Annotated in this window: 18 protein-coding genes; 13 read left to right on the top strand and 5 right to left on the bottom strand. The window is 56.4% G+C overall.

The genetic code is table 11. From position 1 onward, the window contains the following. Positions 1-751: alpha-1,2-fucosyltransferase (locus tag HXO69_RS06385; RefSeq protein ID WP_296546020.1), on the bottom strand; the 751-nt coding region annotated here is incomplete at its 3' end. A gap of 195 nt (positions 752-946) precedes the next feature. Between HXO69_RS06385 and HXO69_RS06380 the strand changes: the two genes are divergently transcribed. The 12 genes from HXO69_RS06380 (at position 947) to HXO69_RS06325 (ending at position 14761) form a co-directional block, all read left to right on the top strand. After that, on the top strand, positions 947-1867 hold the full coding sequence (locus HXO69_RS06380; RefSeq protein ID WP_296546018.1) for a glycosyltransferase family 2 protein: 921 nt from the start codon (positions 947-949) through the stop codon (positions 1865-1867). A 258-nt stretch (positions 1868-2125) separates the two neighbouring features. Next, positions 2126-3124, top strand: a complete 999-nt coding sequence (locus HXO69_RS06375) for a glycosyltransferase (protein ID WP_296546017.1) — start codon at positions 2126-2128, stop codon at positions 3122-3124. Beyond that, the gene (locus HXO69_RS06370; RefSeq protein WP_012904026.1) at positions 3115-3681 is read left to right on the top strand and encodes a DapH/DapD/GlmU-related protein; all 567 of its coding nucleotides are present in this window, start codon (positions 3115-3117) and stop codon (positions 3679-3681) included. The genes HXO69_RS06375 and HXO69_RS06370 overlap by 10 nt, the downstream gene beginning before the upstream one ends. Continuing rightward, entirely contained in the window at positions 3674-4768 is a 1095-nt protein-coding gene (locus HXO69_RS06365) for an RNA-binding protein (protein WP_296546015.1), read from the top strand. Before HXO69_RS06370 ends, HXO69_RS06365 begins: the two co-directional genes overlap by 8 nt. Further along, entirely contained in the window at positions 4768-5496 is a 729-nt protein-coding gene (locus tag HXO69_RS06360) for a cytidylyltransferase domain-containing protein (protein ID WP_070600619.1), read from the top strand. Before HXO69_RS06365 ends, HXO69_RS06360 begins: the two co-directional genes overlap by 1 nt. 90 nt (positions 5497-5586) lie before the next feature. Next, on the top strand, positions 5587-7830 hold the full coding sequence (locus HXO69_RS06355) for an N-acetylneuraminate synthase family protein (protein ID WP_005506934.1): 2244 nt from the start codon (positions 5587-5589) through the stop codon (positions 7828-7830). 11 nt (positions 7831-7841) lie between these two features. Then, on the top strand, positions 7842-8927 hold the full coding sequence (locus tag HXO69_RS06350; protein ID WP_296546014.1) for an acyltransferase: 1086 nt from the start codon (positions 7842-7844) through the stop codon (positions 8925-8927). Continuing rightward, a complete protein-coding gene (locus HXO69_RS06345) occupies positions 8924-10039 on the top strand; it encodes a glycosyltransferase (protein WP_296546012.1) in 1116 nt (371 codons plus the stop codon). Before HXO69_RS06350 ends, HXO69_RS06345 begins: the two co-directional genes overlap by 4 nt. Then, entirely contained in the window at positions 10036-11445 is a 1410-nt protein-coding gene (locus HXO69_RS06340; RefSeq protein WP_296546011.1) for an O-antigen ligase, read from the top strand. Before HXO69_RS06345 ends, HXO69_RS06340 begins: the two co-directional genes overlap by 4 nt. Positions 11446-11447: 2 nt before the next feature. Then, positions 11448-12488 carry a glycosyltransferase family 4 protein gene (locus HXO69_RS06335; protein WP_296546010.1) on the top strand — a complete coding sequence of 347 codons (1041 nt, stop codon included), beginning with the start codon at positions 11448-11450 and terminating at the stop codon, positions 12486-12488. A gap of 65 nt (positions 12489-12553) precedes the next feature. Beyond that, positions 12554-13501 carry a glycosyltransferase family 2 protein gene (locus tag HXO69_RS06330; RefSeq protein WP_049352040.1) on the top strand — a complete coding sequence of 316 codons (948 nt, stop codon included), beginning with the start codon at positions 12554-12556 and terminating at the stop codon, positions 13499-13501. A gap of 12 nt (positions 13502-13513) precedes the next feature. Then, positions 13514-14761 carry a glycosyltransferase gene (locus tag HXO69_RS06325; protein ID WP_049355031.1) on the top strand — a complete coding sequence of 416 codons (1248 nt, stop codon included), beginning with the start codon at positions 13514-13516 and terminating at the stop codon, positions 14759-14761. Between the two features lie 88 nt (positions 14762-14849). Here HXO69_RS06325 and HXO69_RS06320 read toward each other — a convergent pair whose 3' ends face one another. The 4 genes from HXO69_RS06320 to rfbA all read right to left on the bottom strand — a co-directional run bounded on the left by HXO69_RS06320 (position 14850) and on the right by rfbA (position 18553). Next, positions 14850-15158 (bottom strand): PqqD family protein, encoded by a 309-nt coding sequence (locus tag HXO69_RS06320; RefSeq protein WP_049346731.1) that lies wholly within the window; start codon positions 15156-15158, stop codon positions 14850-14852. Beyond that, on the bottom strand, positions 15155-16012 hold the full coding sequence (locus HXO69_RS06315) for a nucleotidyltransferase family protein (protein ID WP_049346869.1): 858 nt from the start codon (positions 16010-16012) through the stop codon (positions 15155-15157). The genes HXO69_RS06320 and HXO69_RS06315 overlap by 4 nt, the downstream gene beginning before the upstream one ends. Positions 16013-16123: 111 nt before the next feature. Beyond that, entirely contained in the window at positions 16124-17596 is a 1473-nt protein-coding gene (locus tag HXO69_RS06310; protein ID WP_049346727.1) for a polysaccharide biosynthesis tyrosine autokinase, read from the bottom strand. A 96-nt stretch (positions 17597-17692) separates the two neighbouring features. Next, positions 17693-18553: a glucose-1-phosphate thymidylyltransferase RfbA gene (gene rfbA, locus HXO69_RS06305; protein ID WP_049346725.1), complete on the bottom strand. Its 861-nt coding sequence runs from the start codon at positions 18551-18553 to the stop codon at positions 17693-17695. 74 nt (positions 18554-18627) lie between these two features. On the opposite strand from rfbA, the gene HXO69_RS06300 reads away from it, so the two are divergent. Then, positions 18628-19015 (top strand): GDP-mannose 4,6-dehydratase (locus tag HXO69_RS06300; protein WP_296546006.1); only part of this gene is annotated, 388 nt, incomplete at its 3' end.

Genomic DNA, 19015 nt, shown 5'->3' with positions numbered 1-19015 from the left:
GTGCGCTGGCTACAAGGGCTAGGTCATCGAACATACCGGAACCCTGCTTTTCGAAAATGCAGGGCGCGACCGAGCTCAGATGCGAGAGATTTTCCTCGCACCACTGAAGGTCATCCGATACGAAAATAATCTTTGAAGGAGTAACGGTATCCTGAAGCTTCTTCAGCGCTTCCTCCACATATGTCACCGTATCAATTCCAAAAACCGCATTAATCTGAGGCACGGAATAGTAATCGCCACGGCGAATATTAATGACGAGAGAATTTTCATCCACTACATTCTGCATTCTTGCAAGGCGCTCGCTGAAAGCCTCTGAAGAAAGAAGATATTCGCGAATAAAATAGTGCAAATCCTCTTCGTTAATATCCGTCTCAATGTCAGCGGGGAAGTAGCCACTACGCCGCGTAAAGAAGCCGTATTCTGACGAGGGAACCGTAATAGAGGAAAGCTTCGGGAACTCCTCAGTCCATGCCTCCATACCGGGGTTGTAAAGCAAAGAGGCCTTGTCAGTACCTCGATGCCGCAGAGTAGCAGCACGAGCCCAGAGGTACAGCCAGTTACCGCCTCTGGAGATAGGAGAGGAGAGAAGAACGATCTTTTCGCCGCGACGCAAAAGGTTAATGTATTCAGCCAGATACTTGTGGCGAATAGAATCGTAAGTCGCCTTGATAACGCGTTTAAAAGCGGACTGCTGAACAGTATATTCGGCAACCCTTTCTGATTCATTGACAGCGTGGGTCTCAGAAGCCACGAGAAGGTCCCCTTCAGATGTGTAAGATAGCGAGTTGATAGTGGGTGAGTATTTATCTGCTACACAAGTTATCTGCTGCACAGTTAGTTGAAAAGTGCAGCTGAAAAAGTAGTGAAGTTGTATAATCCTAGGGACGATAAAGCTCCCTTTATGGTGGGGTCTATCTTCCCTCTCACTCAAGAAAGATTGTAATACATGACCTACTCTCCCCGCGTTTCTGCGGTTATTCCTTTCTACGGCGAGCCGGAACCGGTTCTCGCCATTATCGACACGCTGCGTGCCCAGCAGGGTATTGACCCCGCCGATATTGAAATCGTCGTCTCTGATGACGTTTCTCCCACCCCCTTCCCTGAGGTCGAGGGCGTGACCGTCGTGCGTCGTGCCGTCAACGGTGGTTTCGGTAAAGCGGTGAACTCCGGTGTCGCTGCCGCGACCGGTGAATGGGTTTTCATCCTCAACAGCGACCTGGAGCTGGATAACACTTTCGTCTCGCGCATGCTCGCAGCCGTGGAACGCCACGGCGAGGTACTGGCTAGCCCCCAGATTATTGGCCACGACGGCAAGCAACAGTGGGTCGCACGCAAGTTCCCCACCGCAGCGCATATTGCGTGGGAATGGTTCACCCCGCTGGCTCGTTTCAAGCCGACCAACTGGTGGCACCGCGGCGTCGGCCACGACGTCGAGGCATGCACCGGCACCTCCGACGCGAAGGTTGACTGGGTTATGGGCGCGTGCATGGTCGTTCCTCGCGCAACCTTCAACCGCATCGGCGGCATGGACGAACGTTTCTACATGAACAGCGAAGAGGTGGACTTCCAGTACCGCCTCTCGAACGCTGGCGTGGACCGCTACCTGATCCCCTCGGTGACTGTAACCCACGAGGGTGGCGGATCTTCGCCCTCCGAGCGTCGTGTGCAGTGGCTGACCACCGCCCGCTTCATTTATGCGGATAAGTGGGGTTGGGAGAAGAAGCTTGCTGCTGCTCTGCGCGCTACCAGCTACGCAAACTTTGCGGTGAACTCGGTGCGCGGCCTGCGCAATAAGGATGTGGACGCTCGTGGCTTCCTTGCCACCGAGCTGGAGCGTATTGCCAAGGCAGAGCGCCGCGAGAACTAGGCACGAAACGTGCGGAGTCTGCAAGAGTAATTCCGCAGGATTTCTAGCTCTCTTCGTAAGAAGGCGCATATAGAACGTAGGAGGCGACACAGTGCACTCGAGTGTGTCGTCTCCTGCTTTCGTTGTAAAATTTCAATAGGTATGTTTTGCCTCAAGTAGCAGGTGAAACTTTCCGTTCCTCTTCACTCCAACACATAGCACCGCACGGTTCTACCCTGCGGGTTCTTATAGCAAACGCCGACAGGATTCAATCCTCATATGACTCAGCCCAAACTTCTACTGCTCTCACCCGCATTCCACGGGTACTGGAAGGCAATTCAGGCATCCCTGGAAGTGCATGGATACGAAGTGCACACCCACATCTACGATGCCCCGGGTACTCTGCCCGAGCGCATCCTCAACAAGCTTGCCCACGAACTGCCCGAGAAGTACCGCCCCGAAAGCTTCGCGGCTCAGGCAACCCGTAAGGCTATTGACGCTTTCAACGAGTTCCGCCCCGATATTGTGCTGGTCATTAAGGGCGATATGCTCTCCCGCGAATGGTGGGACCTGCTGGAGACTTCCGGCGTTCGCTACGGCACCTGGCTGTACGACGAAATGCGCCGCATGAGCTACACCGAAGAGGACCTGCACCACCTGGGTGCGCTGGCAAGCTACAGCCCGCTGGATGCGCAGCACCTGCGCGAGCAGGGCTTCGAGGTGCTCGATATGCCTAACGCCTACGACACCCACTGCCCGGTTGTCCCTATGCGTGAGGACTCCATCAACTTTGTGGGCGCTAAGTACCCGAACCGTGAGGAGACCCTGCAGGCGCTGGTCGCAGCCGGTCTGCCGGTGCGTGCTTACGGCCGTGCTTGGTCGCGTCACCCTTACGACATTCTGCGCACTAAGCAGTTCAAGGACTCCGGTGTTCCGGCAGGTCGCGACATCGACCGCTCTGAGGCATACGGCATTATGGCGTCCTCCCCGGCAACGCTGAACATCCACAATAACCAGGACGGCTTCACCATGCGCACCTTTGAGGCTCCCGGCGTGGGTGCTCTGCAGGTGATTGACCGTGCCGATGTAGACCGCTACTACATTCCCGGCGAAGAGGTTCTGGTCTACGAGAGCATTGATGAGCTCATCGAGATTTGTACCCGTATTTTCCGTGAGCCTAGGTGGGCTCGTCAGATTCGTGAAGCCGGTCAGAAGCGTACTCTGGCTGAGCATACCTTCGATCAGCGTGTAAAGATTTTGGAGCAGCTATGGGCCTAAACCTTTCTAAGATTGTGACCAAGATGCCGAGCGTGCGTTGGCACATGGCAGACCTGCTAGGAAAGACCCTGTACTCGCGAGCGTTCGGTTCTTTCGGCTCGGGCACTGTTCTTGTCCGTCCCCTGCGTATGGTCGGTGTAGAGAACATCTACCTTGGTGACCAGATTGCAATCTACGAGGATGCGTGGATTGCTTCTGAAGCCGGAGGTATTCTGCGTATTGGTTCCGGTACCTACGTTGGTCACCGTAGCCATATTCACGCTCTGTCGAATGTGACTATTGGTAAGGACTGTGTCTTTGCCGATAACGTGATGGTGAATTCTGGTGAGCATCCTCTGGACTCTCTGCACGATGTGCAGCCCGGTGGTGACATCGTGATTGGTGATCGTGTTTTCCTGGGTCAGAATGTGTCTGTGCTCGGTGGCGTCACTATTGGAGACGGCGCGGTGATTGGTGCTGGAGCTGTGGTCACCCGCGACATTCCGGCTAACGCTGTGGCTGTGGGCATTCCGGCTACCGTTATTCGAGTCCGTTCTGGGGAGAAGCAGGATGCTTAAGTACCCTCTAGATTTGGATGCTTGGCAGGCATGGCAGAGGCGTCAGAAGAAGCTGAAGTGGGCTAAGTACAAGCTGAACACGCTTCTTGATTCTGCACGTTCTCGAACCGTTGTGGAGGAACCTGTACGGGGTCTTCTGTACACTCGCGGTACTAAGCCTCAGGTACTGATCGTTATGGATTCGTTCTCTCCGACGAACCGCAACGCAATCTTGGAACCTCTCAAGCATCTGGATGCTGTCGATGTTGCCCTGTGGGTTCCCGAGGACGCTAGCGAGTACCTGGACGGACAGTATGCGAGCGAGCGCTACTCTCGCAAGGACTGGTCCGAGCAGAAAATCTCCGGCGATGAGCTGATTAGCCTCCTGCCGGATGTTCGTATCGTTCTATCTGCCGCGCAGTTTCTTGGACGTGGTGCAGTAGCCTACGAGTTCTCTCGCGCGATTGGCGCTGAGTACTGGATGGTTCAGCACGGCCTGCTGGTGCCGCAGGCTCCGCCGTTGCCGGTCGGCTGCACCCTGCTGGCGTTCAGCAAAGCTGATGCAGAATTCTGGGCATCGGGTCGCCGAGACGTGACCACGCACGCGGTGGGTTCGCAGCTGCTCTACCTGGCAGCCCAGAAGGCCGCTGGCACCGAGGCACAGAAGCAGAACGACCTGGAGCCCATCTTCCTGGGCCAGATGCACGGTGCGGAGCTTCCGCGCGCATCCTTCGCCTACGCTTCGCACTCCTTCTTGAAGAAGTTCGGCGGCGTTTACCGCCCGCACCCGAGCGAGAAGGATAAGCTGTCGGTGCTGACCCACCAGCTGTGGGAGAAGGAAGGCATCCGCATTGACCGCTCCGGCACCCCGCTGAACGAGGTACCGAACCCGGTCGTGTCCATCTTCTCTACGGGTGTTCTGGAGGCGGCAATCCGCGGAATCCCGGCGTGGGTATACCACCCGGCACCGCCGGCATGGCTGGTGGAATTCTGGGACCGGTACGGCATGAACCAGTGGGGTCAGGAACCGACCCCCGCACCGATTCAGCCGGATAAGGAGCCCGCGCGTCGCATCGCCGAGCTCATGATTGAAACTTTGGAGGCATAATGCGTATTCTCTGCGTCATTCCCGTGCGCGGTGGCTCGAAGGGCATTCCGCGTAAGAACCTGCGTCCTATCGCGGGTAAGCCGCTGGTTGCATGGACCATCGAGCAGGCACTGGCTGCTAAGGAAGAAGTAGCCGGCGAGCACGAGTTGCGTGTTGTCGTCTCCACCGACGATGCTGAGCTGGCTGACATCGCCCGCGAGTACGGTGCCGAGGTGCCGTTCATTCGCCCGGCACACCTGGCTGAAGATACCACCGCAACCGAGCCGGTCATTGAGCACGCCATCGAGTTCTACACCGAAAACGGTTGGGAGCCCGAGGCTGTCATGCTGCTGCAGGCAACCAGCCCCGTGCGTCTGCCCGGCACCCTGGCTCGTGCGGTCCGCCAGTTCGCTGAGAACGGTAAGGACTCCATGGTCGGTGTGATTCCGATTGGTCCGTTCATCTGGACCTGGCACGCTGACGGTGAGCCGACCGCGGCATTCGAGATTATGCATCGCCCGCGCCGCCAGGAGCTGACCAAGGAAACCTTCCGCTACCGCGAGAACGGTTCGATGTACATCACCAAGACCCATGTGTACATGGACCATCACAACCGCCTGGCGGGCTACCCCGGCGGTACCATTGACTTGTTCATGCTGGACGAGGTCGAGGGCGTCGACATTGACGCGCCGATTGACTTCTCCGTGGCAGAGCACCAGCTCACTCAGATCCTGGCCGAAGGCAAGTAACCTTCACCAGCGGCAGTACCTCGTCTGCCGCGCCCGGCTTGACCGGCACTCAGGCATTCAACTAAACACTCAAACGAAAAGGTCAAAATCGTGATTATTGAACGCAATATTGCCCCCTACGTGGTCTTCGCTGAAGACCCGATTCTCAACGCTCTGCAGAAGATTTCTGCTAACGGCCAGCGCATCATCTTCCTGGTGAATGAGTCCGGTATTCTGCGCGGTTCGCTCTCTGACGGCGACTTCCGTCGTTGGCTGATTGCTAACCCGACCGCGTCCCTGGAGACCAGCGCTCTTGACGCTGCAAACACCAACCCGCAGACCGCACCGGCTGACGCTGACCCCGAGACCCTGCGCGCATACTTCGCCAAGGGCATCAACCACGTTCCGCTGACCGACGAGCGCGGTCACCTCGTGGCACTGGCAATGGACGAGCAGGACGTCCTGCGCATCGGTAAGCACACCATCAGCGAGGATTCCCCCTCCTTCATCATTGCTGAGATTGGTAACAACCACCAGGGTAGCGTTGACTTCGCTAAGGAACTGGTGGACCTGGCTGTTGAGTCCGGCGCGGACGCTGTGAAGTTCCAGCTGCGCGACATGGATGCCCTGTACCGCCAGCGCGGCGCAGCAACCGCAGGTGAGGACCTGGGCGTTCAGTACACCCTGGACCTGCTCTCTCGCTTCTCCCTGACCGTTGACCAGATGTACGAGGTCTTCGACCACGTCAAGCAGCACGACATGGACATCATGTGCACCCCCTGGGATGCACCCTCCGTTCAGGCACTGGTTGACTACGGCATCCAGGGTATGAAGATTGCTTCTGCTGACCTGACCAACCACGAGCTGCTGCGCGACGTGGCTTCCCGCGGCCTGCCCATGCTGGTTTCCACCGGTATGAGCCGCGAAGAGGAAATCCGCGAGTCCGTTGCTCTGCTGCGTAACGCTGGCGCATCCTACGCTCTGCTGCAGTGCCAGTCCGCATACCCGGCACCCTTCAAGGACGTCAACCTTGCGTACATGGACCGCCTGGCTGAAATCGGTCAGTGCCTGGTCGGCTACTCCGGCCACGAGCGTGGCTACCACGTGCCGATTGCTGCTGTTGCTCGCGGCGCGAAGATTATCGAGAAGCACTTCACCACCGACAAGACCCTCGAGGGTAACGACCACACCGTCTCCCTGCTGCCCGAGGAATTCAAGGCAATGGTTCAGCAGATCCGTGAGGTTGAGACCGCTATTGGTTCTGCTGCTCCTCGCGAGGTGTCCACCGGTGAGCTGATGAACCGCGTGAACCTGGCAAAGTCCCTGGTTGCTACCCGCCACATCGCTAAGGGCGAGGTCGTGACCGAGGCTGATGTTGCTGTGAAGTCCCCCGGCCGCGGTCTGCAGCCGAACTACCTGCCGCAGCTGCTGGGCCGCACCATGCAGCGCGACGTTGAAGAAGGCTCGTTCTTCTTCGAGGGTGACCTGAAGGACGACCTGGTGACCCGCCGCGACTTCAAGTTCGACCGCCCCTGGGGTCTGCCGGTTCGTTACCACGACTACAAGCCGCTGATTGAAGAGGCTAAGCCGGACTTCCTGGAGTTCCACTTCTCCTACAAGGACCTCGAGATTAACATCGACGACGTCTTTGACTCCAAGCTGGACATGGGCTTCACCACCCACCTGCCCGACCTGTTCGCAGGTGACTTCCTGGTGGACCTCGCGTCCAAGGATCCTGAGGTGTGGGAGCGCTCCATCGCTGAGGTCCAGCGCACTATCGACATCACCCGTGACCTGACCCGCTACTTCACCGTAGACGAGGACCCGGTCATGGTTGTGACCATGGGTGGCTTCACCAAGGACAAGCACATCCCCGCATCCGCACGTGCTGAGAAGTACGAGCGTATCGGTGAGGCTCTGAAGCGTCTGGACGCATCCGGCGTTCGCCTGGCCGCTCAGACTCTGCCCCCGTACCCCTGGCTGATGGGTGGTCAGCAGTACCACAACCTGTTCCTGGATCCGAAGGACACCGCAGAGTTCTCGCGTGCATTCGATACCGCACTCTGCCTGGACATCTCCCACACCATGCTTGCTTGCAACTTCCTGAACATTCCGCTGTCGGAGGCTGTTGAGCAGCTGGCACCGCTGTCCATTCACCTGCACCTGGTGGACGGCACCGGCGTTGACGGTGAGGGCGTTCAGGTTGGCGAAGGCGATGTCGACTGGGCATCCCTTGGCAAGCAGCTGCGTGAGCTGGCACCGAAGGCATCCTTCATTCCCGAAATCTGGCAGGGCCACATCAACAACGGTGAGGGCTTCTTCACCGCACTGGACCGCCTCGAGAAGTGGCTGTAGGATCAGCGTCTATGACCAAGTCTCAGACCGTAAAAGCTCGGGAGGATGATGTTCTAGATCAGGACTTCATCACTCCCGGGCGTTTCCGGGAGCTGGACGGGTTCCGTGGCCTGGCTGCTATTACCGTGGTGATTTATCACCTGGGTGTTCCCGCTACGGAGAACTATCCGCGGACTGCTCCTTCGCCCTATGACATCGCCCTGGGTGAGTTGGGTGTTCAGCTCTTCTTCATCATTTCTGGTTTTGTAATCCTGCTCAGCGCTATCAAGAGCGGGTCGGCACTGAAGTTCGCGATTTCGCGTTTTTCTCGTATCTACCCGACCTATTGGTTTGCGCTGGCGGTATCGGCTCTGGTGTATTTCATCTACGGAAACCCCGGACGCCATATTACGATTCCGCAGACCCTGATCAACACGACGATGCTGCAACGCTTCCTGCGTGTGGATAACGTGGATCAGGTGTACTGGACGCTGGCAGTGGAACTGCAGTTCTACGTGATGGTCGCCCTGTACCTGATTCTCCGACGGGGAACGATTTACCGTAGAGAGCTGACTACGATTCTGCTTACCTGGTCGGTTATCGGTACGGTCCTGTGTTTGCTGTTCCACCCGGAGGCTTCTCTCGGTGGAGCGCCGAAGATGATTGTGTGGGCTGCGGTTGCGGAACACTCTTCACTCTTTAGTTTGGGTATGGTGTTCTTCATGTACAGCCATGATCGAAAGTTCACCTGGCACATTCCGTACTTCGCGATTCTCGCTTCCCTCAATGCGGCGCTGATGCATGATCTTGCTCATGGAATCGGCGTGGCACTGATTAGTCTGGTGTTCTTCATCGTTGTATACCTGAAGAACGTTCCGGTACTTTCGACGGGTCCGCTGAATTTCTTGGGACGTATTTCTTACCCCCTATACTTGGGCCACGCTATGGTCGGCTATATGCTGGTGGATTTGTTCTACCCTGTGGCTGGTCCCTGGGGGGCACGTATTATTGCATTGGTTTTGGTGATTTGCTTCGCCTACCTGGTGCATATTTCCATTGAAACTAAGGTTTCTGCATCCTTCCGTTCTTTCCTCACTCGAAAGTTGACTAAGGCATGACCTCTACACCAACGGCTCTATGGGTCGTTCCGGTTCCCGATTTTGGTGGAGTAGCTCGGCACGTTGTCGATATGGCACGTGCCGGGCTCCCCGGCTTTAACCTGGTGGTTCTCGCACCCGAAGGTAAGCTTACGAGCCGCCTTGAGGAACTGGGCGTCACCGTCATCAAGGCTGACTTCGGCCCTGACTACGGTTTCAAGACGTCCTTTGCTTCTTTGCAGAAGGCTATTGAGCAGCTTCGTCCGGATATTGTGCACAGCCACCTGGCGTATGCGGACGTTGTAGCGACCGCTGTGGTCAACGCGCTACGCATCCGTAGCGTCATCAAGCGTGGCACTTGCGTGCCGAAGCTTCTGACCACGGAGCACGGTATTGCCGGTAACGATTCGGTGTACCACGGTAGCTCCTGGCGTTCTAAGCTCATGGAGACCGTGCACCGTGTGCGCCTGTGGGGTACCAATCAGGCGATTGCTGTTTCTCGTTCTACCGCTGATCAGATGCGCGCCAAGTGGGGCGCTCGTGGCGTGGAGCTGGTGTATAACGGTGTGGATATCCCCGAGGTACATGCAGCTGTTGAGCAGCAGCGTATTCCCTCTGAGGGGGGTCCGCGTATTCTCTCGCTGTCTCGTCTGTCCCCTGAGAAGGGCATCGACGTGCTGTTGGATGCTTTTGCGCAGCTTCGTGCTGAGTACCCGAAGGCTCATCTTGAGATTGCGGGATCTGGCGATTTGGCATCCGAGTTGCAGGCTCAGGCTCAGCGTCTGAACCTGGGCGATTCGGTGACCTTCAGCGGCTTCGTTAACCCGATTGAGGCTATGGGCCGTAGCGACATGATTGTTCAGCTGTCGGTGTGGGAGAACTGCTCCTACACTCTGCTGGATGCTAAGGCAGCCGGCTTGAAGACCGTAGCTACCGCTGTGGGCGGCAACCCGGAGATTCTGGGTGCTGATGAGCTGGTGGACCGCCAGAGTGCAACCCTGACTCAGGATGTTCTGCAGGCTATGCGCGCGCAGTTGCAGAAGGGTGAATCGGTGCCTTTTACCTGGATCTCAAACGCGCAGATGGCTGCTCAGACGGTTGATATTTACACTCGCACATTGGAGAAGAAATGACCGTGTCTTTCTCACAAAGTACAGAGGCCGCGGCTTCTCAGCAAGACAAAAATCCTAAGTCCCTCCACGCATATCGCATTGGGCAGGCGACCGCGGGTGAAGTAAAGCACCTTGTCAGTAGCGTCTCACAGCTGTCAATGCTTGATTTTTGGGCTGGTTTTGGCCTGATCTTCATCGGTATTCCTACGCCCCTTGTGACTATGCCTGTGGGTACAGTTGTCGTGTTGTTGCTTGTCTTGTACAAGCTGACAAAACCTGCCACCTTGGAGACAAGGTATAATTCCTTGTTCTTCTCGATTATCTTGTTTGCTGTTGGCTGGGCTTTGTTCGAAAGTCTAGCTTTTAACGGTATTTCTGTTGACGAATCGATTCGCCGCGCAATCCGTATGGCTGTGGTCCTTCTTCTGGCGTTGCAGATTGCACAAAAGAGGATTGACGTTCGTTCCCTCATCTTTGGTGTGGCTGCGGGTCTTGTTTTTAACCTTATTGGATTTTACGCAGGTGTTGCGCCCGATAACTATGGCGGTACGCTGACTGGCTGGTTGAATGATAAGAACCAGTCTGGCCTGTATTACGCAATTTTTGGCTTTCTTTTCGTCGCTATGGTCCGCAAGACAAGTCACCGTATCGTTGCTATTGCTATTACCTCCGGCATGCTGTGGCTGACTGGTTCCCGTACTTCTCTGGCTGCATATGCTTTTGCCGTCCTGTGGTTGTACTTTTCTCATCGCCTGAATTTATTCGGTAAAGCAGTTCTTGCGTGGTTGTTTTACCTAGGTGTGAACTACCTGGAAGACAATTTCGCGCATGCTGGTGCCTTTGCGGACCGACTTGGTAGTGACCTTTTGCGCGAACGAATCGATGAGACCATGTACCGCATGATTGATGTGGTTCCTTGGTATGGTGGCGGTCTGGGTACCGCTCAGGTGCCGCTTCAGAATCGTTACTTCTATTTCCACAATTCATATATGACGCTGGTCCAGGAGGCTGGATGGCTCTATATGATTGTGGTTGTAGCCTTGATGATTTCTGCCGCATTCATCTGGAAGCAGCCGCGTGCTCAGCGCATTGTTATCGCCGAAGCCGCAATGGTGATTATTATTATTACCTCTCAGCGCCTTGGTGAGGTGATTCTGACTGTGCCGTGGGCTATCGTGGTGGGTCTTGCATTGCTGTACCTGAACCCGGACAAGGATCTAGACGCTTCGGACAGCGGACATCATGAACCTATTTCAGATGCTACGCAGAAGGTTCAGGGCAACGCTGAGAAACCTGCACAGCAGAAGGGCCAGCTCATCGAGAAGGAAGCTCCTGCCGCTGTAGCCCAGCAAGAAATTCCTAAGAAGTCACCTACTTCTAAATCGTTTGACGTCAGTTCTATCCGTCAGCGGGCGAGGAAAGCATAACGATGAAAGAGCTTTATATAGCTACCAATAATGGCGATATTGGCGGCGGCGAGGTCATGCTCCTGAACATTGCCCGCGCAGCCCGTAGCCTTGGCTACAAGGTCACTATTGTGGGTCCTTCCGAGCCGAAGCAGCTTGTAGAAGCTGCTGCGGATGAGGGGTTCCCCCGCATTGTCTTGCCGGCTAAGAACCGCGCACAGTACATGGTGGCTCTGCGTAGCTGGCACGCTCGCCATAAGGACGTTCTGTTGTGGTGCAATGGTCTGGTTCCCGCAGCGGCAACGGGCGGCCGTAAGAACCGCATCGTGCACCTGCACCAGCTGCCTACCGGTGTGAACGCGAAGCTCGTACCCTTTGCCCGCCATAAGGCGTCTGTCACCCTGGTGCCTAGCCGCTATGTGGCTCGTGCCTGCCCCGGTAGCGAGCTGTTCGCGAACTGGGTCAGTGGCGTATCCACCGAGCTGGATCACCGTGTGGGGGAGCGCCGACTTCGCGTCGGTTACCTGGGGCGTTTGACTCCGTCTAAGGGCATCGCGACCCTGTGCCAGGCGATGAGTTCCTTGAACTCTAACGGTATTGAATACGACCTGGTGATTGGTGGCGAGCCTGTCTTCGCATCTGATGAAGAACGTGCTGAGGTTGAGGACGCCCTAGCCCGTGTTGCTACGTTCAGCACGCGTTTGGGCTGGACTACCCCAGACCGTCTTTTCGGTGACATTGACATGCTTGTTGTACCTTCGATTGCCCCTGAGTCCTTTGGCTTGGTGGTCGCTGAAGCGATGAGCGCGCGCGTCCCTGTGGTGGTCAGTGATGCTGGTGCTCTGTCGGAGGTGCTGGGCGGCGCGTCGTACCCGTACGTTGTGCCTGCTGATCAGCCGGTAGCTCTTGCGCAGGCCATTAAGAGCCTGGGTACTGAGCTTCGAGAAGATACGGATGCCCTGGCGGAGCGAACCTCCGAGCTGTTCTGGCGTTGGCAGGAGAATTACTCGCCTGAAGCAGGCAAGGTCCGTGTTGGTGAGATTCTGGAGCGTTTTATCCGCTAAGGTGCCTCTAAACGTATAGGCCATTCCCAACGGATATCCTCTCACTCAAACCCCGAAGGAAAATTATGACGACTACTCACCGCTACAAGGCTGCGGTTATCATTCCGTCTCGCGGTGGTGCAGATATTCTGCACTACCCGCTGGATGCGCTTGCCGCCCAGACCGAGAAGGACTTCCAAGTTATCGTGGTCCTCGACGGCGATATCGATAACAGTGAAGCTGTGCTTGACCGCTACATTGCCGAAGGCAAGCTGAACCTGACCAAGATCGTTTTCGAGGAGAACCGTGGCCGCGTGGCTGCGCTGAACGCTGGCCACCGTGCGGCTGATGCGGATGTCCTCATCCGTTGCGATGACGATCTTGAGCCGGCATCCGACTACGTCGAGGCGCAGATCCGCCTGCACCGTGATTATGACGGTGTGATTGGTACCTTGAAGAACGTGTACCCGGACACTCCCTACTCTCGTGTGTACGGTAACTTCCGCGATGCTCGATTCAAAGAGGGCGCCCTCAGTGTAGCTGAAGAAGGCCGTTGGCTGTACTGGAACGGTAACTCTTCTATCTCTGCGGAGTACTTTGAGCGTACTGGCGGCTACGACCCCGCGTACCGTCTCTACGGCTGGGAAGACGTAGACATGGGCAAGATGGTTCATGACGCTGGTGGCCGCATCATCATCTCTGATGAGGTTGAGGTCAAGCACTACGCCGAGGCTACCACCACTGCTGTGCGTGCCCTGCGTGCCCTGCACTCGGGTTCTGCCCGCACTATCTTCGTGCGTAAGCATGGTGAAGAAGCACACCCCGCCCCGAATCCGACGGGTCCGTGGGGTTTGCTGGTCAAGACCCTCGCTCGTTTCACCACGGAGAAGACCATTAAGGCTCTGGGCGATGCGAGCGATAAGATTCTGCTGAAGCTGCCCGCTAAGGCCGCTGAGAAGCTTGTGGCACTGCAGGTTGAGGCTGCATCTTACGCCGGTATTCACTACCCTGAGCGTGCTCAGAAAGTCTTTTAGGAGGAAAAGAAAATGTCACTCACTCAGCTCTTGACCTCCGCTCCGTTTACCGGGCCGAAGAACCCTGACGCGGTGCTCGCGGATATCCCGAAGAGCCTCAAGAAGCTTGCCCATCTGGCGCGCCGTTACGTGCCGCTGGTCAAGCCTGAGGCTACTGAAGAGATAGCAATTGCCCACGACTACCTGACTCAGCGTGGCGGTGCGGAGCGTGTTGTGCTGGCAATGCATCGTGCATTCCCTGACGCACCGATTTACACGACTTTGTACGACCCGGAGGGCACCTTCCCGGAGTTCAAAGATGCGAAAATCATCACCAGCCCGCTGAACAAGATTGGTTACCTACGTCGTAACCACCGCATGGCTCTGCCAATTCTGCCGATTGCTTCTTCTTTCCTGAAGGTACCGGCTGAGCGCGCTGTGGTATCGACGACCGGTTGGGCGCACGGCTTCAACTTCGCCGGCCGCAAGTTCATTTACTGCCATTCGCCGGCGCGATGGCTGTACTTGAGCGATCAGTACCTGGGCGAGAAGAGCACCGGTCCCGTGCCGCTGTTGCTGAAGACCTTGCGTCCTGCACTGATGCTGTGGGATCACTGGGCTGCTCACCGCTCGGCTGTGTATGTGGCGAATGCGAGCGTCATTAAGAAGCGTATTGAGAATGTCTACGGTAAGAAGGACGTTCCGATTTTCTTCCCGCCGCACTCGGTAGACACCACCGCACCGGTTGAGCCTATCCCAGGCCTGGAAGAGTTCACCGAATCGGACGATTATTTCCTGATCGTTTCTCGCCTGCTGCCCTACAAGAATGTTGATAAGGCTGTTGAAGCCTGCAATGAGTTGGGTAAGAAGCTGCTGGTGGTTGGTCGCGGCCCGGAAAAGGAACGCCTTGAAGCGCTTGCAGGCCCCACTGTTCGTATCGTTTCTGGCATTTCGGACGCCCAGCTGCGTTACGCGTACCGGCACTGTCTGGCTCTGCTGGCTATCTCCTATGAAGACTTCGGTATTACTCCGTTGGAGGCTGGCGCCAGCGGTAAGGCTGTGATTGCGTACCGTGCGGGCGGCTTCCTGGACACCATCCAGGAGGGCAAGACCGGCATGTTCATCAACCAGCCGACCGTGGAGCAGCTGGTGGAAGCTCTCAAGGCTTTCAACCCGACTGACTGGGACGCTGACTATATCCGCGAGCACGTTGACGGTTTCTCGGAGGCTCGTTTCATTAGCCGTCTAAAGACGTACGTGCAGGCTCTGCCCGAAGACTAAAAAGAGCTAGGCTGCTCATAGAAGAAGGCGGGGCGGTAGAAACTTTATAGTTTCTACCGCCCCGCCTTCTTTGTGTCTTCTGGGAGGCCTAGCGGGCTTCTAGGAGCCCCTTGGCTAGCAGCTCGGGGATAAACCCCTCGATCTGCGGTCCCATGGTCTCTACGGGCTGTTCATACATTTCGCAGAGCAAATCGATAGCTTCCTGTAGAGACATTGGGTCCTCAAAGATACTCCAAATAATGGAGGCAGAATCCTGAAGAACAGACAGCTCACCATTGGCAAGATTTGCAAGATACGTTGCTGTGGGGGAGTACTTAGCGAACTCTTCAGAATGAACGTACGCGATGTTCTCGGGGATACCGTAGACGGTCTGGCGGGAATCTACCGGGTTGCTCATTTTTTCACCTTGATTCCGAAACGTTCAAAGAACTTGGCACGAATTTCAGCCTTGGTGGGGGTACGTCCCAGCTGCATCGCCAAGTGGTCCTTATTCACGAAGAAAATATTTTTGAGGGTGCGTAGCTTATCGTGCAGGGTGGTCGCCGCCTGCAGGCGCCCAACCCACTGAATATAGTGGGGGACGTCCTGAGAGACAGACAGCCACAGCAGGTAGTCGCGGTCGTCACGGTACTGCTCCAAGCCGCCCATAGCCGCGCTATACGCCAGGGATGAGTCAAGCTCCTCCGCACGGGCGCGCAGGCGCTGCCAATCGCTGTAGGAGAGCAGAGAGACCAGATAGTTAATATCTGCGCTGTAACGCGATGCCGCGCGGGCGCGGTGAAGCACCACGAGAAGACGCGCATCCAAATCGCTGGGGACGACGCAGGGACGGTGCGCGATCATGCGAGTCTTGCGCGCCGCCCAGACGCGGTCAAAAGCCTTCTCGTAGTCGCCGTGGCGTCCCAGACCGGGGAAGAAACGATGAATGTCGGTCAGACCCCATGAAGCGTGGTAGAGCGTCATCGCGTGTTCGAACACGGAGCCTGTTTCGAAGTGGGCTTGGATACGCCATCCATCTGCCAGAAGGATCTCTACAAAGCGGTCCACGTGAGAGGGACGGACAAGCAGATCAGCGTCGGAGCTGTACCTGCCCTTGCGGTAAATTTCCTGGGAGAAAGCGTAGCCTTTGACATGCATAATATCGATGGAGTGCATGTCGGCAATTCGCTGGAAGTAGGCGTGCGCAAGCCGAATCCGTGCCGCAAGAGGAGTGGTCTGCGGCTCCGGCGTATTGGGTGAGTGAGTGGTCACAATAGCCTTTCGGTGCACATGTATACCAGATAAGTATAAGGCGGGACGGGCAGAAAAACTGCCCATCCCGCCCTAAGTCGCTCCCTATGTTTTAGGGCGCTTATTACGTTATTACTTCTTGGTCGAGGACTTCTTTGACGACTTCTTGTCGCCTTCCTTGCCGTAACCGTAGTAGGTTGCATAGCCAACGTAGGCACTTGCGTAACCGAAGCCGTAGTAGGAGTTACCCAGACCCTTACGGGGAGCACGGTTCAGAACCATACCGAGGAGGTTAGCGTTGACCTTCTTCAGGATGTTGGAAGCTTCAGTCATCTGTTCACGGTGGCTTCGGCCGATAGAACCAACGAGAATCACGCCATCCACGGAGTGGGAGAGCAACGAAGCGTCGGTCACGGGCAGCAGCGGCGGAACGTCGACGACCACGATGAACTCTTCGGAGAGTTCGTTAATCAGCTGGCGCATCTTATCCGAGCCCAGAAGTTCGGAGGGGTTCGGGGGGATACGGCCTGCAGGCAGGACGAAGAGGTTCGACTCACCAAGCTGGTGCACAGCGTTAGCAATCTCAACCTGGCCAGCCAGAACCTGGGTCAGGCCAACCTTAGCGTCCAGCTTCAGCTTCTTAGCCACAGTCGGGCGGCGGAGGTCGGCGTCAATGAGGATGACGGGTGAACCCGCATCAGCCATTGCGCGAGCCAGCGACAGCGACACGGTCGACTTACCTTCACCGGGCACCGCGGAGGTGACGATGAACGAACGCGGGGGAGTGTCAACGTTCACGAAGCGCAGGTTGGTGCGCAACTGACGAATGGATTCCTGAGCGATGTGGTCGTCGGTGTCGCCCTTAACGATGTTGTCTTCGTTCAGGTCGTCACTGACGGGCAGAACACCGAGGACGCTTGCGCCGGTTGCCTTGGTAGCGTCGTCACGGGTACGGATGCGCTGATCCAGTGCACGGCGCAGGAAGATTGCCGCGTAGACCAGAACCAAACCGGTGCCAGCACCGATGAGCACGTTCTGCTGGTAGTTCGGAGCTACCAGCGGCGGGTTCACGCTCGCGTTATTCAGCGGAATCACGCGAACGGTGTTGCCACCGGTCGGGGTTGCGCCGGTGTTTTCGCCGTTCACCAGAGCCTGAGCGTTACCGGGGTTCTGCTCAATTTCCTTGATGTAGTCGGCAGTAGCCTGCAATGCACCGTTAGCAAGCAACTGTGCATTCTTCGGGGAAGAAGCCTTAGCGCTCACGGTAATCAGTGCAGCGTTTTCACCTGCAGTTGCGGTGAGGCTACCGCGAATTTGACCGGTGGTCATCGATAATTCGGGGTTGTTCTGCTTAATCTTCTGTGCCACGGCCTCAGAGGAGACGATAGCTGCATAGGAGCGAGCGCGCTCCTTAGCGGCTGTAGAGCCAGAGAGAACATCCACCGTACCGGATTCGCCCACGGTCACGTAGCCCGAGGAGGACGCGGCGTAGACCTTCGGCTGCAGTGATGCATAGCCGAAGCCCGCTGCGGCACCGACAACGATGCCAATAATCAGCAGCCAGAGGTTAGCCCTCGTGGTGCGGAAAAATTCCAAAATGGTCATGGTAGTGAGAATACTCCAGAAAGTTTGAGTTAGTGTACCTGCAACGTGGAGTGTTGTTGCAGGCGGTGAAGGGATACGAAAATCCCCTGGTGTTTATTAGCGGAGCAATCCGAGCAGGTAGCTACCGTAACCGCTCTTAACAAGCGGGGTAGCGATGTCGCGCAACTGCTCATCGGAGAGCCAACCATGGCGCCACGCAATTTCCTCCGGGCAACCAACTGACAGACCCTGACGGCTCTGAACAGTGCGGATGAAGTTAGTGGCATCAGCGAGTGAATCAAAGGTTCCGGTATCGAGCCACGCGGTACCGCGAGGCAGAACCTCAACCTTCAGTTTACCCTGTTCCAGGTAGACGCGGTTAAGGTCAGTGATTTCCAGCTCACCGCGCGGAGAAGGCTTAATCTGACGTGCATACTCTACAACCTTCGAGTCGTAGAAGTACAGACCCGGAATAGCGTAGTCGCTCTTGGGGTTCTCGGGCTTCTCCTCAATGGACAGTGCGTTGAAGTTCTCGTCGAACTCCACCACGCCGTAGGCGCGAGGATCAGCAACCCGGTAAGCGAAGACGGTTGCGCCGTCCTTCTGCTCGTAGGTGGCAAGCTGAGTACCCAGACCGGGGCCGTAGAAGATATTGTCACCGAGCACGAGTGCTACGGGGTCATTACCAATAAAATCGGCGCCCAGGATAAATGCCTGTGCCAGGCCATCAGGGGAAGGCTGCACCTTGTATTCGAGATTAATACCGAAACGGGAACCGTCACCGAGCAGTCGCTGGAACTGCTCCTGATCGGCAGGAGTGGTAATAATCAAAACATCGCGGATACCCGCCAGCATGAGAGTGGACAGCGGGTAGTAAATCATCGGCTTGTCATAGACCGGAGTGAGCTGCTTGCTAATACCCTGAGTGATAGGGTGCAAACGGCTTCCGGTGCCGCCGGCAAGAATAATTCCCTTCATAACTTCTTATTGTGTCATGTTTATCTCGTTGTTGAGGCATAAAAATCGCTATTTAAGTGGGTAAAATATACCGTATGGCTCACATTCTTGTTACCGGCGGTGCCGGTTTTATTGGTTCGAACTTTGTTCACCACCTCATCGATAACACTGATCACACTATTACTGTGCTGGATAAGATGACCTACGCCGCAAATGCTGCGTCTTTGGAGGGTCTTCCTGAATCCCGCTTCAAGCTTGTCGTAGGCGACATTGCCGACCGCGAGTTGGCTGACGAACTGGTCGGCAAGGCAGACGCTGTTGTCCACTACGCTGCGGAATCGCACAACGACAACTCTCTGTCCAACCCCGAACCGTTCATCCACACTAACCTCATCGGTACTTTCAGCCTCCTGGAAGCAGTCCGTAAGCACGGCACTCGCTACCACCACATCTCCACTGACGAGGTCTTCGGCGACCTCGAGC

It is taken from the genome of Rothia sp. (in: high G+C Gram-positive bacteria), assembly GCF_015265375.1.
In the GTDB taxonomy this organism is placed as follows: Bacteria; Actinomycetota; Actinomycetes; order Actinomycetales; family Micrococcaceae; genus Rothia.
Note: the sequence above shows the minus strand (reverse complement) of the source record. Positions and strands in the feature narration are given on the sequence as shown.